Source organism: Hansschlegelia sp., from assembly GCF_035538955.1.
Classification (GTDB): Bacteria; Pseudomonadota; Alphaproteobacteria; order Rhizobiales; family Methylopilaceae; genus Methylopila.
The window spans coordinates 380,925-393,066 of sequence record NZ_DATLJK010000014.1 but is presented as its reverse complement, the minus strand read 5'-3'; the positions used below and the strand labels follow the sequence as shown (position 1 = coordinate 393,066).

The following is a 12,142-nucleotide window of genomic DNA, read 5'->3' as shown; positions in this document are numbered from 1 at the left end:
CGGGCCAGGTCAGGCGAGGAACAGTCCGCGCTTGGTGAAGAGCGGCGACGACTCCTGCCGAGCCCCCTCGTCGTAATACCGGCCGATGCGTTCGACCTCCTCGGCCGAGCCGGCGATCAGCGGCGAGCGCGCGTGCAGCTTGGCGGGGGCGATGTCGAGAATGCGCGTCTTGCCGTCCGTCGCCGCGCCGCCCGCCTGCTCGCACACCATTGCGATCGGGTTGCACTCATAGACGAGCCGCAGCCGGCCGGAGCCGTACCCCTCGCGCGCGTCGCCGGGATACAGATAGACGCCGCCGCGCACCAGGATGCGGAACACGTCGGCGACGAGGGATCCCACCCAGCGCATGTTGAAGTTCTTTTCGCGGGGACCGGAGTCGCCGGCCAGGCAATCCGCGATATAGGTCCGCATGGGGTCGGCCCAGTGCCGCTGATTGGATGCGTTGATCGCGTATTCCTTGGTGGCCTTGGGGATCTGCACGTCCGCATGGGTCCGCACGAAGGGCCCGCCGACGCCGTCCATCATGAAGATGTGGGTTCCGGTCCCGACCGTCAGCACCAGCGCGGTCGCGGGGCCATACACCAGGAAGCCAGCCGCGAGTTGACGGGAGCCCGGCTGCAGGAAGGTCGCGTCGCCGGCCTCCGGCAGCACGCCGAAGAGAGTGCCGATCGAGACATTGGTCTCGATGTTCGAGGAGCCGTCCAGGGGATCCGTCGCAACCGCCACAGGCGCCGCTGCGTCGAGGACGATCTCATCCTCCGCCTCTTCGGAGCCCACTCGCGAGACCGGCGCCCGCCGCAGAGCCTCGATGAGAATATCATGCGTCCGGACGTCGAGCGCTTTTTGGGTGTCGCCGCCGGCGTTCTCGCCCACCGCCGATCCCATCGCCTCCTCGAGCGCGCCGCGCGCCACGAGCGCCGCGATCGCGCGGCCGGCCTCGCATACGGCCAGAACCGTAGCGGCCGTCGCGCCGCGGGTCGCGTCGCCGGCGCTCCACTGCTGGAGAAAGGCGTCGAGGGTCATATGCTCGGCCACGGAGGTCTCCTCACGCGTAAAAAACGCGTCATTCGCTTCGTTCGTCAGGCGCGGGCGAGCCGTCGCCCGCGCAGGCTTCGGGGCGATAGATCGTCCTAACGACGTTGATCAGAAAAGCCACATAAACTAAACGCCAATTTCAGCATGTCTGAAGACCTTGTCCGTTCGCTCACATTGAAGCAGTTGCGCGCGCTCTCGGCTGTGGCCGAAACCGGCGCTGTGAGCGCGGCTGCGCGGCGGCTGAACGTCACGCCTCCGGCCGTCACCATGCAGGTTCAACTGCTGGAGGCGGCGGTCGGCCTGCCGCTGATCGACCGCACGGGCGAGCGATTCCGCCCGACCGACGCGGGCCGCGAACTGGTCGAGGCCGCCGCCCGGGTCGAAACCGCGCTGCGCGAATGCGTCGGCGCGCTGGAGGCCATGAAGGGGCTGGAGGGCGGGCGGGTCGCGGTCGCGATCGTCTCGACCGCGAAATATTTCGCGCCCATGGCGCTCGGCGCCTTCGCGCGCGCTCATCCGAGCGTCGATCTCAGCCTGTCCGTCGGCAACCGCGCAGAAGTCATCGGCTTGCTGCGCTCCGACCAGGTGGACGTCGCCATCATGGGCCGACCGCCGGACGACCTCGACAATGTGGCGGCGATCATCGGCGAACATCCGCAGATCGTCATCGCCGCTCCCGATCATGAACTCGCCTCGCGCCGCGACATAGATCCTGCCGAACTCAGCGGCCAGACGTTCCTGATGCGCGAGCGCGGCTCCGGCACCCGACTGCTCATGGAGCGCCTGTTCGAGCAGAAGGGCGTGGCGCCGAAAATCGGCATGGAGATCGGATCGAACGAGACGATCAAGCAGGCCGTGATCGCAGGGCTGGGGCTCGCCTTCATCTCGGCGCACACGGTCGCGGCGGAGATCGCCGACGGGCGGCTGGTCCGGCTCGACGTGACCGGGCTGCCGATCCTGCGCCGGTGGCACGTCGTGCGGCGCGCCGGACGACGGCTGACGCCGCCCGCGGCCGCCATGGCCGCCTTTCTCAGCGAACGCGGCGCCGAGTTCCTGCCGCAGATTTCTTCGACCGGCGGAACCATCCCCGTCATCTCAACGTCTTGAGAGGCGTCGAGCGCATATCGCGCGACGCAGCCGCCCTGGCGGCAGGAGCGTAGCGTGCGATGCGAGTGCTTATTCTCGAGGATGAGGCGATTGTTGCCCTCGAGATGGAGGCGATCGTTCAAGCCCGACTACCCGACGCCAGCATAACCGTCGCCGTCACGATCCGTGAGGGACGGCAAGCGGCCCAAGGGGCCGTCGACCTCGCCTTCCTCGACATCGACGTCACCGACGGCAAGACCTACGCGTTGGCTTCCGATCTTCACCAGCACGGCGCCGCGGTCATTTTCGTTTCCGGCTCGTCGCGCGCCGATACGCCGGACGATCTGACGCATATCGCCTTCATCTCGAAGCCGTTCTCTCATTTCGAGATTGCGCGGGCGATCGACGAGGCTTGCTCGGGCGACCGGTCCGGTTTGCGCCGCCACGAGGACGAGCCCGGCTAGTCGACGGGGTGGGGCCGCCACGGGGGGGCGAGCCGCGACAGGCCGCCGGAGCCGGCGGCGTTCGCCGCCTCGCGGATCGATCTGCCGTCCAGCACCAGCTCAGGCCTGATCTCGGCGAGCGGCGCCAGCACGAAGGCGCGATTGAACATCTCTTTGTGCGGAATGAGCAGCCGCTCTGAGGCGACTTTCGCGTCTCCGAGATAGAGGATGTCCACGTCGATCACGCGAGGTCCCCAGCGGAATGTCTTTTCGCGACCAAGCTCTTCTTCGACAGACTGGGTGAAGCCAAGGGCTTCCTCGGGCGACATGTCGGTCTCGCCGACCGCGCAGGCGTTTGCGAACCAGTCCTGGTCGACGTAACCCCACGGCGCCGTCCGCCAGACCGAGGAGGCGGCCAGGAACCGGATCTCGCCGGTGGCGAACACCCGCTCCATCGCGCGGTGGAGGTTGGCGACCTTGTCGCCGACATTGCTGCCGAAGCCGAGCCCAATCTCCGTCATGCGGTCAGCGTCCGGCGGGGGCGCGGCTGCGGAAGATCTCCACCCCGACGTCCGCGAACACGCCGGCGATCGGCGCGCCCGGCTTGTGAACCTCGACACGAACCCGTTCGATTGGCGGAAAGCTATCGAGCAGCCGCTGCGCGATGCGCTCGGCGACCGCCTCGATCAGGTTGAGGCTCGGCTCTCCGGCGGCCTGCGTCACCGCGTCATAGACGTCGGCGTAAGAGACTGCCGCGCCGGCGTCGTCGGCGCGCGCATAGGCTTGGGTCTCGACCCAGAAGTCGACGTCGAAGACGAAGCGCTGGCCGAGCCGGCGCTCCTCCTCGAACACGCCATGGCGGGCGTGAACCGGAATGCCCCTCAAGAAGATCCGATCGCTCATATCTCTTGACCTCGCAGCGGGGGCGGGCGGTTCAACCCGGATGAGGCGCGAATGACGCCGGTCGGCGGGCGGGCAGCAACCGCGCTACGGCGACGGCCGGCGCGCAATCCGCCGCCGCGGCGGCGAGCGCCTCGTCCAGCGACCATTCACGCCCGAGGTCGCGATACATGAGGCCGAGCCGGTCCGCCAGTCGGCGCGCCAGGAAACGGCCGACGCCGGCGCCGAAGACCGTCGGCGCCGCTGGCGCGTCCGCCCGCGAGAGCGTCAGCGCGGCGGCGTCGCAGAGCCGGCGCAGCAGGGCTTCGGCGAGCCAAGCGGCGAGGGCGCGCGCCTGACCTTCCGTCTCTTCGTCGAGGTCGGCCCCCACCATGCGCAGCAGCCGCCGCGCGCTCGCCTCCTCCGTCTTGGCGCCGCCGTCCGCCGCAGGATGAAGATCCGCGCCGTCGGGCAGGTCGCCGGTCAGGCGGAACACGTCGGCGGTGGTGGCGAAGAATTCCGCCATCGGTGAGATCCAGCCGCCGCCGAACGGCATTCGGGCCGCCAGCGCCATCACGGGGGTGCGCGCCGCGCCGAGATAAACGAGTTCGTCGGCGGCCATCCGGCTGGCGTCGTCGGAGCCTCTGGCGAGAACCTTCTGGCCGGCGAACGCGATGATGTCGCTCGTGGTCGAGCCGACATCGATCAGCAGGCCCGCCTCTCCGCTGGCGGCCGCCGCCTCCGCCGTGGCGCGCCAGTTCGCGGAGGCGATCGCGCTCCAATGCGCGGCCTCGTCGCCGGCCGGGACGAAGGCCGAGGGGCCGGCGTAGAACGCCAGCCGGTCCCGCCCGAGCCGCGCGCCGAGCGCTTCGACGATGGCGGCGACGCCGGCGCGCCGGTCAGGCCACAGATCGACAAGCTCCCCGGTCATCGTGACCGCGCAGGACGCGTCCGGCGGAATGTCTCCGCCCAGCGAGACGAGCGCGTCCTCGAGCTGGTCGAGACCGCGCCACAGCGCGCAAGGCGCGATCCGCGCCGCCTCCAACGCCCCCGCCGCCGAGAGCCGCGCCAGCTTGAGGTGCGCCCCGCCGACGTCAAGGCCAATGATCGCGCCGCTCGTCACAGCGAAATCTCGACAGGCCGAAGGGCCTCGACCGACCGCGGAGTTCCCCCGAGCGGGCCGAGGAGCGTCGCGGGATTGAGACCGAGCGCCTCCCGAAGTCCCACGTAAGCGGTGGTCACGCGCGGATTGATCTCGATCACCACAGGGCCCTCGGCGGCGAGCACGAGATCGACGCCGAAGAAGCCGTCGAGCCCCGGGAGGGCCTGCCGGACATCGTGCGCCACGGCGCTCAGCTCCCGATCCACAGGCAGCGCGCCGACCGTCAGTCCCCGCAACCGAAAGACGCCGTCTTCAGTCGCGACATGCTGGCGGTTCGCCGAGAGCACCCGGCCGGAGTCGCCGGCGCCGTGGCAGGTCAGACTCACGTCGGCGCCCGACACGTAGCGCTGCACGATGTGGTCCGCAGGCGCCGCGCCGGGAGCGGGAGGCCGGTCCCAGAGCCGCGTGGATTCGCATCCGGCGCCGTCGTCAGGCTTGCTGACGAATGGGCCGCATTCCCCTGCCGGAACGGCGTCCGGGCTCCAGACGGAGGGCGTCCGGACCCCGTGCGCGCGCAGGCGCTCGGCCGTCCGGCGCTTGCTTGCGGCGATGCGGATCGCTGCGAGCGAAGGGCCCAGGACCTGAGCGCCGGCGGCGTCGCAGAGCGTCCAGAGCCGCTCCAGCAGTCCGCCGGTCTCCGGCGCGACGATCCACGCAAGATCGGCAATGGCGGCGCGCTCGGCCCACAACGCCCAGCAATCCTGTCCGTCGCCGACTGCGACGCTCTCGGCCCCGGGCGGGGCCGGCAGTCGGTCGTCATGAGTCGCGACGGCTTCGACGCCGGGGAGGGCCGACACGTCACGCGCCAGCGCGTCGCGCATCAGCAGGCCTTCGCGCGCAAGCGAGGCGGGCAGGGCGTCCCGCCGCATTCCGCCGCCCGTCACGAATTCGCATATGAAGACGCGCATCAGGCCCCCGCCGCCGATCGCTCGCCGAGCCGCCCCTGCGCCCGCCGCGAGGGCTTAGCGCAAAAGCGGCTTGGCCTCACCTGCCGAATGGAGCCGAACCAGTGGACGTCATTCCGGTCATCGACCTGATGGGAGGGGAGGTGGTGCATGCCCGGCGCGGCGACCGCGGCGCCTACCGGCCGATCCACTCGCCGCTCGTCGAAAGTTCGCGGCCTCAGGCGGTCGCGGCGGCGCTGCTCGCGCTCGCGCCGTTTCGCCGGCTCTACGTCGCCGATCTCGATGCGATCCGCGGGACGGGCGGCCATGACGCCGTCATCGCCGAACTCGCGGACGCTCATCCGCAGCTGGAGATCTGGGTCGACCGTGGCGAGAGCGATCCGGCGACGCTCAGGCTGCGGGCCAAAATCGGGCCCGGCGTATCCGTCATCGGCAGCGAGTCATTCTCGCATGGCGATGCGCTGAGAAGCGCGTGCCAGGCCTCCGCAGGCGTGCTGTCGCTCGACCATGACGCGAGCGGACCGATCGGACCCACTGACGCGCATGAAGATTCATCCTTCTGGCCGGACCGTGTGATCGTCATGACGCTGGCCCGTGTCGGCGCGGACGCGGGACCCGACCTCGATCGTTTGGAGGGCGTCTTAAGTCTCGCCGGCGCGCGCCGTGTCTACGCCGCGGGCGGCGTGCGTGGCGCGGATGATCTCACGGCGCTGGCGAATCTCGGCGTGTCGGGGGCGCTGGTCGCCAGCGCGCTGCATGACGGCAGGCTCAGCCGCGAGCTCCTGGAGCAGGCGCTTCGAGCCGGGCCGCGAACAGCGCCGCGACCGTAAGATCCGCTGTCGTTCCCGGATTCAAGCCCTTGGCCTTGAGGTGCAGGTCGAACGCATCGAGCGCCCGCTCGCGATCTTCACGAAAATCGAGGCTTTCGGCGAAGGCGGCGGCCTCGCGGCGGAGCCTCTCGGCGATGTCCGCTCCGAACTTGCGGACCACGTGGCTGTCCGGGAACAGGCTCAGCAAGCCCAGATAGACGTCCTCGACAGCTTCGCGGCCTGGGCTGCGGGCCCGGTAAGCGGCCGAGGCGGCGAAGACGTCCTCGAAATCGGTGACGTATTGCAGCGCGATCCGGTCGCGATCCGCCGCGGCCGCCATCGCCTCGCGCAGCGTGATCTTGGGCGGCTCCGCGACGTCGTGCTGCTCGGCGCGACCAAGTCCGCCCGGGTTGGCGGCCGCGATCGCCCGGTAGGCGGCTTCGGCGTCCCCCACGGTGAGTCGCTCCAGAACCCGCGCGAGCGCCGGCCGCAGAGGCTCGCCCGGGGCGCGCTCGAAGGCCGCGTGGGTGAGCGGCGCGCACAGCAGCACGATGCCGAGATTGGCGTTGCAGCCGACGGCGGCGAGCGACGCCCGCACGGCCCCTTCAATGCGTTCTCCGACGGTGCGGCCGGCGACGAGGCGCACCGCCGCGACCTCCGCCGCGCGCTCGAAGGTGGCCGCGGTCATGCCGTGGCCCTCTCGGAAATGGTGGACGTTCCCGGGCTTCAGCGCCGCAAGTTCGGCGCGGCAGGACTCTCGGAAGGCGGCCGCGACGGCGGCCATGTCCCAGGCTGGCTCAGGCGGCATCGGGACGCGCGAGACGGCCGGCCATGTCGCGCGCGAGCGCGGCGGCGACGTCGACGCCGGTGGCCTCCCAAAGGCCTTTCCAGGCTGGCATCGAGTTCACTTCGAGGATGAGGAAGCGGCCGTCCTCGGCCTCGATGAGATCGACGCCCGCGTAATCGGCGCCGACCGCCGCGGCCGCCTTCACCGCGAGCGCGGCGGCTTCGCCGTCGACGGCCGCCGCTTCTCCAGCGGCACCCTGAAAGATGTTGGTGATCCAGCCTTCGGAGCGCCGGATCATGGCGCCGATCGGGCGGCCGTCGAGCACGAAGACGCGCCAGTCATGCGCTCCGCCGGCGGCGCGCGATCCGCGGCTCGCGATGAATTCCTGCAGGTAGTAGACGCCCCCGACCGCCTCGGGCTCCGGCAACTCGTCGCCGGGGTTCAGGCGAACCAATCCCTTGCCCTGCGCGCCGAACAGCGGCTTCAGCACCGCATCGCCGCCCATGCTGTCGAACGCCGCCTGCGCGGCCTCGCGGCGTTCCAGCGCCACGGTGCGCGGCGTCGGCAATCCGGCCTGCGCCAGCACGAAGGTGGTCATCGACTTGTCGACGCAGACCTCGATCGCGCGGGCGTCGTTCACGACCCGGACGCCCGCCGCGCGGGCGGCGTGCAGGAAGCCGAGTCGGGCGGTGATTTGCTCGGTGGTCCCGGCCGGGATCAGCCGCACGAAGATCGCGCCCGGCAGCCGCCCCTCCAGCCCGGCGAAGGCCAGGCCGGACCCGCCCGGCGCGACGTCGAAACCGCACTCCGTCATCGACAGAATCGTCGGCCGAAGGCCCTCGCGCGCCATGGCCGCCGCGAGGCCCTTGCTGTGCCAGTCGGCCTTCTCGGTGAAGATGACGACAGCGTCTTCGAGGATCATTGCAGCGCCGGGCTCCAGCAGCGCCTATCCGCCGAAGGAGCGCTCAACCAGCGCCGGCTCGTAGGCGCCGGCGGTGAAGCTCTTGCCGGTGGAAAGCGCCGTCACGGTGACGAGCGCCGGCGAGAAAAGGCCGGGGTCGCACGCGTAGAAATCGTAGTTGTAGCCTGCGAACACCTCTCCGAACGGGCGGCCATGGTCGCGCGAGGTCGAGGAGGGCAGGCCGTTGGCGAGCTGCTCGGCCTCATCCTCCGGGCCTTCCACGTAGAGCGCGATCTCGCCGCCGTAGAGCACCGCGTCGTTGGTGCGGCCCATGGCGGTGATGAAGTCGGCGCCGGGAGGCGCGACCGGGGCCGTGCCGAACCCGTCGACGATCCGCTCCAGCGGGAAATGGATCGCGTGCGCCTTGTGGAGCGCGACCTCCAGCACCCGGCCGACGACCTGCACCGTGCCGGCGAGACTCGAGGTGGGGGTCAGGATCAGCGTCAGCTTGTCTTCGGCGACGCCGCAATCCTTCGCGATCTGGGCGATCAGCGTGTCCGGCGGGCGCTTGTCGACCTCGAGCACCAGGGCGGCCGTATCGGCTGAATCCTTGTAGGCGAGCTCCTCATAGAGGGTCTCCTTCGCCGCCAGCGCGCGGCCCGGGCCCGAGCCGAGGGCGAAGAAATCGCCCTCCGACAGGCTCCAGCCGGCATATTGGCTGCCGAGGCAGGCGATGACCGGATCAAGCGTCGTCACATGCACCGCCTGGCCCCAGCGCTTGAATCGCGTGTCGGCCTGGAAGGTCGCGCGGCCGAGCCCGCCAAGGCAGATCTCGATGATCCGGCGCCCGGCCTCGAGTCCGCCGCGCACCGCGATCCCGGCGTCGACGATCCGCGCGCCAGTCGCCGTGCGCTCTACAGCGAGCCGCAGAGTCTCCGCGTCCTGCACAAGCGCCTCGACGAGCGGGGCGGAGAGTTTTCCGACGCTTGGCTTGGCTGTCATCCGAACACCATGGTGAGTTGGCCGCGCGCCGGGCGGGATGCGGCGCGGAGCGATGCGAGAAGCGCCGCTCGGCGCTCGAAGAACAGCGCTCGGGCGGCGGAGGGCGAGGCGCCGGCGGCGAGGACGGTGCACACAGGCGCGCCAGCGGGGACGATCTCCTCGCATGCGGGCCAGTCCGCCGTCCAGACCGGCCTTCGGAGGGAGGCGACGGATGTCGGCGCCTCGGCGTAGAGAACGCCAGCCGCTTGCGCGCGTGTGAAACGCGGGGGTGGCTCAGGCGGCAGCCCCCTGCAGGCGCTGAGGTGAAGCCCAAGAAGCGCAGGGGCGGGCGCTCTGTCGAAGACGTCGAGCGTTGCGCCTGGCCGAGGGTTGATCTCCAGCAACCAGAAGGTGAGCTGGTCGTCGGGAAGGAGCAGATCAGCGCTGGCGAGGCCGACAAGGCCCGTCGCCGCGACGATACGGCTCAGCGCAGCGGCGACCTTACGGGCCAGAACGGCGTCGAGCGCGATCGGCCCGACCGCCCCGCCATACCGGAACGGCGCGGCGGGCGTCGGATCGGTCCATTGCTCCGAAAAACCAATGATCTGCGCCTCACGCCCGTCGCAGACGAACAGCGCGGAGACTGATCTGCCGTCGACGCGCCGCTGGAAGTATCGCCCGCGCCGCGGGAGTCCCTCGGCCGCCCTGATATGGGCTCCGCCCGATCCTCCGCGACGCTTTGACAGGACCTGGTCGCCGGCCGCAGCCACGAGTTCTGGATGCGGCGCGCCGACCGCCGCCAGCAAGGCGGCGAAGCGGATCGGGTCTTTCAGTAGACGCACCGTCTCCGGCGTCGCGCCGATCAACGGGTTGCGTTCCGCGATCCGGGTCATCAGGCGGGGCGCGTGCTCGAAACCGGGGCCGAGCACGACCGGCAGACCCTCGGGAGCATGCGCGGCGAGAGCCGCCGTGAGGGCGCGCCCGTCGAGGCCGGGGCCCTGGCGCGCCGGCGCGACTCGCACCGCCTTCGCGGCGTGCTCACTGGTGTCAGCGTCCGCAAAGAGGTCGAGCGCGAGCGCCCTGAGCCCGGCGCGGCGCGCGGAGCGGGCGAGCGCCCGCGCCGACAATCCTATGAGCGCGACGTCGTAGGCGTCACTCCGAGAGGGTGCGCGCGAGTTCATAGGCCTCCAGGAAGCCGATCCGCAGCGCGACGTCGCTCTCGCGGATCCGCTTCAGCATCCGGTGCTGCACCTGATACTTGATCTGGCCGATGACGAGCGCGCCGACGCCGACGCCGTGCGGCAGAGCGACGCCGTCGTCGTTCGAACCGACGCCCTCGATCCCGGTCGGCGGAACGGCGTTGATGTCGGCGGCCACCAGCAGGTCGCCGGCCGCTTCGAGCACTTCACGGGAGATGACCTGAACGCCTGCCGATGCGGCGGTGAGGATCACCTCGGCGTCCTTGACCAGCTTCTTCTTGTCGTCGTCGGTGCTCGCGGCCGCGCAATCGAGCGTCACGCCAAAGCGCTTCCTGAAATCGATTGCTTTGAGCTGGACGTCCTCGATGACCATGTGGCCGACCATCGTGACATGGGCCCCCGCCTGCGCGGCGATCACGGCCGCGATGCCGCCGATGATGCCGGTCGCGCCATAGACCTGCACCCGGGCGCCCTCTAGACCCTTGTCGCGCTTGCCGAGCAGGTGCCGCTCGACCTGCGCGATCATCGCGGCGGCGGTCGTGAAGGCGCCCGCCGGATCGGCGAAGATCGAGATCTCGAATGGCGGGAACAGCGCCGACGCCGCGGCCGCCATCTGGTCGAGCGCGAGGCTCGCGTCCTTTCCGCCGATGAACAGCACCGTCCGCTTGGCGGCCGACGGCGCGCGGCTGAACATCGCGTCCTGGGTGAGCGGCACGACGTCCTTGAGCTCGACCCCGACATAGGTCGCGATGTCGTGGAAGCCCGCGTCGACCGCCATGTTCACGTCGAACGGGCTCGTGTGCCTGAGCGGCGTGATCATGTGGAGGATCGGTACGGCGTCGGACATTCGTGTCTCCTGTGGAGGCCTCAGACGGTGGCGCCATGCGCCGGAACGGGCGCGACTTCGACCGTGGCGCCGTGATTGTTGCCCCGGACGACGTCGAAGACCAGATTCGGACGGTCGGCGAAACGCCGTCTCAGATCGCGGGCCGCGTCGTCCGCCGCGGCGGCCTCGCCGAACACCGCGAAGCCCGTCGGGCCCCACGAACTCTGTCCGACGCCCGGCACGCCGGCGGCCTCGATGAGCCGCAGCGCCTCCGCGACGTCCGGACTGGTGAAGCGCCCGCCCTGGAACTGCGCAAAATGGTCGCCGAGCCGGCGCTGGATCTCGCCCACCGCGCGGCCGAAGCCGATCGCGTCGCCTTCCGCGGCCGCGGGCAGCGCGGCCATGATCGTCAGCCGGCAGAGACGGTCGGCCAACGCCTCCGGAAACGGCGGCAGGCCGTCCATCGCCTGGGTCTCGTCGCCTCCGCTGAGGCCGACGCGCTCCTGGTCGAAAATCAGGAGGATCCGCCACGCGTCGGGAATCGGGATCCGTGACAGCAGCGGCGGAGGCTGGCGGCGCGGCCCCGCGACCGGCTTGCCGCCATCGAGCAGAATCCCCCCGCCCTGGAAGGCGCCGAGCCCAATGCTCGAGCGGGCGCCCCGACTCAGAGCGTACGCGACGTCACGCGGGTCGATCGCCTTGCCGCTGAGGGCGCAGGCGCCGACGCCGACAGCAAGCGCGAGCTGGGTGCCGGAGCCGAGGCCGCTATGCGCCGGGAGCGCCGCCTCGACGGTGATCTTGACGCTCTCGTCGACGCCGAACTCCGCGGCCGCGCATCTCAGCGCCTTTTCGGCGCGGGCTGCGTCCGGTCCGCTCGTGGACAGCGCGGCGGCGTTTTCCATCAGAACCCGCGTCACCGGCCGCTCCAGCGTCATGCCGAGGCTGCCGAACCGCCTGCCGAGCGAGCCGCTGAGGTCTAGGAAGCCGATGTGCAGCCGGCCCGGCGCGGTGACGCGCACCGCCCGGAGGGCGCGCTGGGGGTCGCCGTCCTGGCGATGTTGCGGAATGACTCTCATGGGTTTCGGCGGCACCTTATGCGCCGGGGGCCGCGCTCGCCAACCTCGCTCCT

General features: G+C 70.6%; 14 protein-coding genes. 3 read left to right on the top strand and 11 right to left on the bottom strand.

The genetic code is table 11. The features are described from left to right. Positions 1-9: 9 nt before the first annotated feature. On the bottom strand, positions 10-1,035 hold the full coding sequence (locus VM780_RS11295; RefSeq protein ID WP_325447372.1) for a class 1 fructose-bisphosphatase: 1,026 nt from the start codon (positions 1,033-1,035) through the stop codon (positions 10-12). A gap of 144 nt (positions 1,036-1,179) precedes the next feature. On the opposite strand from VM780_RS11295, the gene VM780_RS11290 reads away from it, so the two are divergent. Together VM780_RS11290 and VM780_RS11285 are read left to right on the top strand one after the other, a co-directional pair. Then, a complete protein-coding gene (locus VM780_RS11290) occupies positions 1,180-2,142 on the top strand; it encodes a LysR family transcriptional regulator (protein ID WP_325447371.1) in 963 nt (320 codons plus the stop codon). A 59-nt stretch (positions 2,143-2,201) separates the two neighbouring features. After that, complete coding sequence (locus VM780_RS11285) at positions 2,202-2,585, top strand: response regulator (protein ID WP_325447370.1); 384 nt, start codon at positions 2,202-2,204, stop codon at positions 2,583-2,585. Here the strand turns inward: VM780_RS11285 and folK are convergent. The 4 genes from folK to VM780_RS11265 are packed head-to-tail and all read right to left on the bottom strand — an operon-like array spanning position 2,582 to position 5,513. Further along, positions 2,582-3,085: a 2-amino-4-hydroxy-6-hydroxymethyldihydropteridine diphosphokinase gene (folK, locus tag VM780_RS11280; protein WP_325447369.1), complete on the bottom strand. Its 504-nt coding sequence runs from the start codon at positions 3,083-3,085 to the stop codon at positions 2,582-2,584. The two genes, VM780_RS11285 and folK, sit on opposite strands and share 4 nt — an antisense overlap. Positions 3,086-3,089: 4 nt before the next feature. Next, the gene (folB, locus tag VM780_RS11275) at positions 3,090-3,467 is read right to left on the bottom strand and encodes a dihydroneopterin aldolase (protein WP_325447368.1); all 378 of its coding nucleotides are present in this window, start codon (positions 3,465-3,467) and stop codon (positions 3,090-3,092) included. 31 nt (positions 3,468-3,498) lie between these two features. After that, positions 3,499-4,566 carry a hydantoinase/oxoprolinase family protein gene (locus VM780_RS11270; RefSeq protein WP_325447367.1) on the bottom strand — a complete coding sequence of 356 codons (1,068 nt, stop codon included), beginning with the start codon at positions 4,564-4,566 and terminating at the stop codon, positions 3,499-3,501. Then, on the bottom strand, positions 4,563-5,513 hold the full coding sequence (locus tag VM780_RS11265) for an ATP-grasp domain-containing protein (protein ID WP_325447366.1): 951 nt from the start codon (positions 5,511-5,513) through the stop codon (positions 4,563-4,565). The genes VM780_RS11270 and VM780_RS11265 overlap by 4 nt, the downstream gene beginning before the upstream one ends. Positions 5,514-5,614: 101 nt before the next feature. On the opposite strand from VM780_RS11265, the gene VM780_RS11260 reads away from it, so the two are divergent. Beyond that, positions 5,615-6,340 carry a HisA/HisF-related TIM barrel protein gene (locus VM780_RS11260; protein ID WP_325447365.1) on the top strand — a complete coding sequence of 242 codons (726 nt, stop codon included), beginning with the start codon at positions 5,615-5,617 and terminating at the stop codon, positions 6,338-6,340. On the opposite strand, the gene VM780_RS11255 is transcribed toward VM780_RS11260, so the two are convergent. The 6 genes from VM780_RS11255 to VM780_RS11230 are packed head-to-tail and all read right to left on the bottom strand — an operon-like array spanning position 6,279 to position 12,089. After that, the gene (locus VM780_RS11255; RefSeq protein ID WP_325447364.1) at positions 6,279-7,127 is read right to left on the bottom strand and encodes a triphosphoribosyl-dephospho-CoA synthase; all 849 of its coding nucleotides are present in this window, start codon (positions 7,125-7,127) and stop codon (positions 6,279-6,281) included. The two genes, VM780_RS11260 and VM780_RS11255, sit on opposite strands and share 62 nt — an antisense overlap. Beyond that, positions 7,117-8,028, bottom strand: a complete 912-nt coding sequence (locus VM780_RS11250) for a RimK family alpha-L-glutamate ligase (protein ID WP_325447363.1) — start codon at positions 8,026-8,028, stop codon at positions 7,117-7,119. The genes VM780_RS11255 and VM780_RS11250 overlap by 11 nt, the downstream gene beginning before the upstream one ends. Positions 8,029-8,052: 24 nt before the next feature. Further along, on the bottom strand, positions 8,053-9,009 hold the full coding sequence (gene mch / locus VM780_RS11245) for a methenyltetrahydromethanopterin cyclohydrolase (RefSeq protein ID WP_325447362.1): 957 nt from the start codon (positions 9,007-9,009) through the stop codon (positions 8,053-8,055). Further along, the gene (locus tag VM780_RS11240; protein WP_325447361.1) at positions 9,006-10,169 is read right to left on the bottom strand and encodes an ATP-grasp domain-containing protein; all 1,164 of its coding nucleotides are present in this window, start codon (positions 10,167-10,169) and stop codon (positions 9,006-9,008) included. Before VM780_RS11240 ends, mch begins: the two co-directional genes overlap by 4 nt. Beyond that, complete coding sequence (locus VM780_RS11235) at positions 10,141-11,034, bottom strand: NAD(P)-dependent methylenetetrahydromethanopterin dehydrogenase (RefSeq protein WP_325447360.1); 894 nt, start codon at positions 11,032-11,034, stop codon at positions 10,141-10,143. Before VM780_RS11235 ends, VM780_RS11240 begins: the two co-directional genes overlap by 29 nt. A 20-nt stretch (positions 11,035-11,054) precedes the next feature. Continuing rightward, complete coding sequence (locus VM780_RS11230; RefSeq protein ID WP_325447359.1) at positions 11,055-12,089, bottom strand: beta-ribofuranosylaminobenzene 5'-phosphate synthase family protein; 1,035 nt, start codon at positions 12,087-12,089, stop codon at positions 11,055-11,057. Positions 12,090-12,142 lie beyond the last annotated feature (53 nt).

What these genes read in the sequence shown, in the direction of transcription:
- VM780_RS11290 (WP_325447371.1), top strand. Translation starts at nt 1,180, where the DNA reads ATGTCTGAAGACCTTGTCCGTTCGCTCACATTGAAGCAGTTGCGCGCG.
- VM780_RS11285 (WP_325447370.1), top strand. Translation starts at nt 2,202, where the DNA reads ATGCGAGTGCTTATTCTCGAGGATGAGGCGATTGTTGCCCTCGAGATG.
- folK (WP_325447369.1), bottom strand. Translation starts at nt 3,085, where the DNA reads ATGACGGAGATTGGGCTCGGCTTCGGCAGCAATGTCGGCGACAAGGTC.
- folB (WP_325447368.1), bottom strand. Translation starts at nt 3,467, where the DNA reads ATGAGCGATCGGATCTTCTTGAGGGGCATTCCGGTTCACGCCCGCCAT.
- VM780_RS11265 (WP_325447366.1), bottom strand. Translation starts at nt 5,513, where the DNA reads ATGCGCGTCTTCATATGCGAATTCGTGACGGGCGGCGGAATGCGGCGG.
- VM780_RS11255 (WP_325447364.1), bottom strand. Translation starts at nt 7,127, where the DNA reads ATGCCGCCTGAGCCAGCCTGGGACATGGCCGCCGTCGCGGCCGCCTTC.
- VM780_RS11250 (WP_325447363.1), bottom strand. Translation starts at nt 8,028, where the DNA reads ATGATCCTCGAAGACGCTGTCGTCATCTTCACCGAGAAGGCCGACTGG.
- mch (WP_325447362.1), bottom strand. Translation starts at nt 9,009, where the DNA reads ATGACAGCCAAGCCAAGCGTCGGAAAACTCTCCGCCCCGCTCGTCGAG.
- VM780_RS11240 (WP_325447361.1), bottom strand. Translation starts at nt 10,169, where the DNA reads ATGAACTCGCGCGCACCCTCTCGGAGTGACGCCTACGACGTCGCGCTC.
- VM780_RS11235 (WP_325447360.1), bottom strand. Translation starts at nt 11,034, where the DNA reads ATGTCCGACGCCGTACCGATCCTCCACATGATCACGCCGCTCAGGCAC.
- VM780_RS11230 (WP_325447359.1), bottom strand. Translation starts at nt 12,089, where the DNA reads ATGAGAGTCATTCCGCAACATCGCCAGGACGGCGACCCCCAGCGCGCC.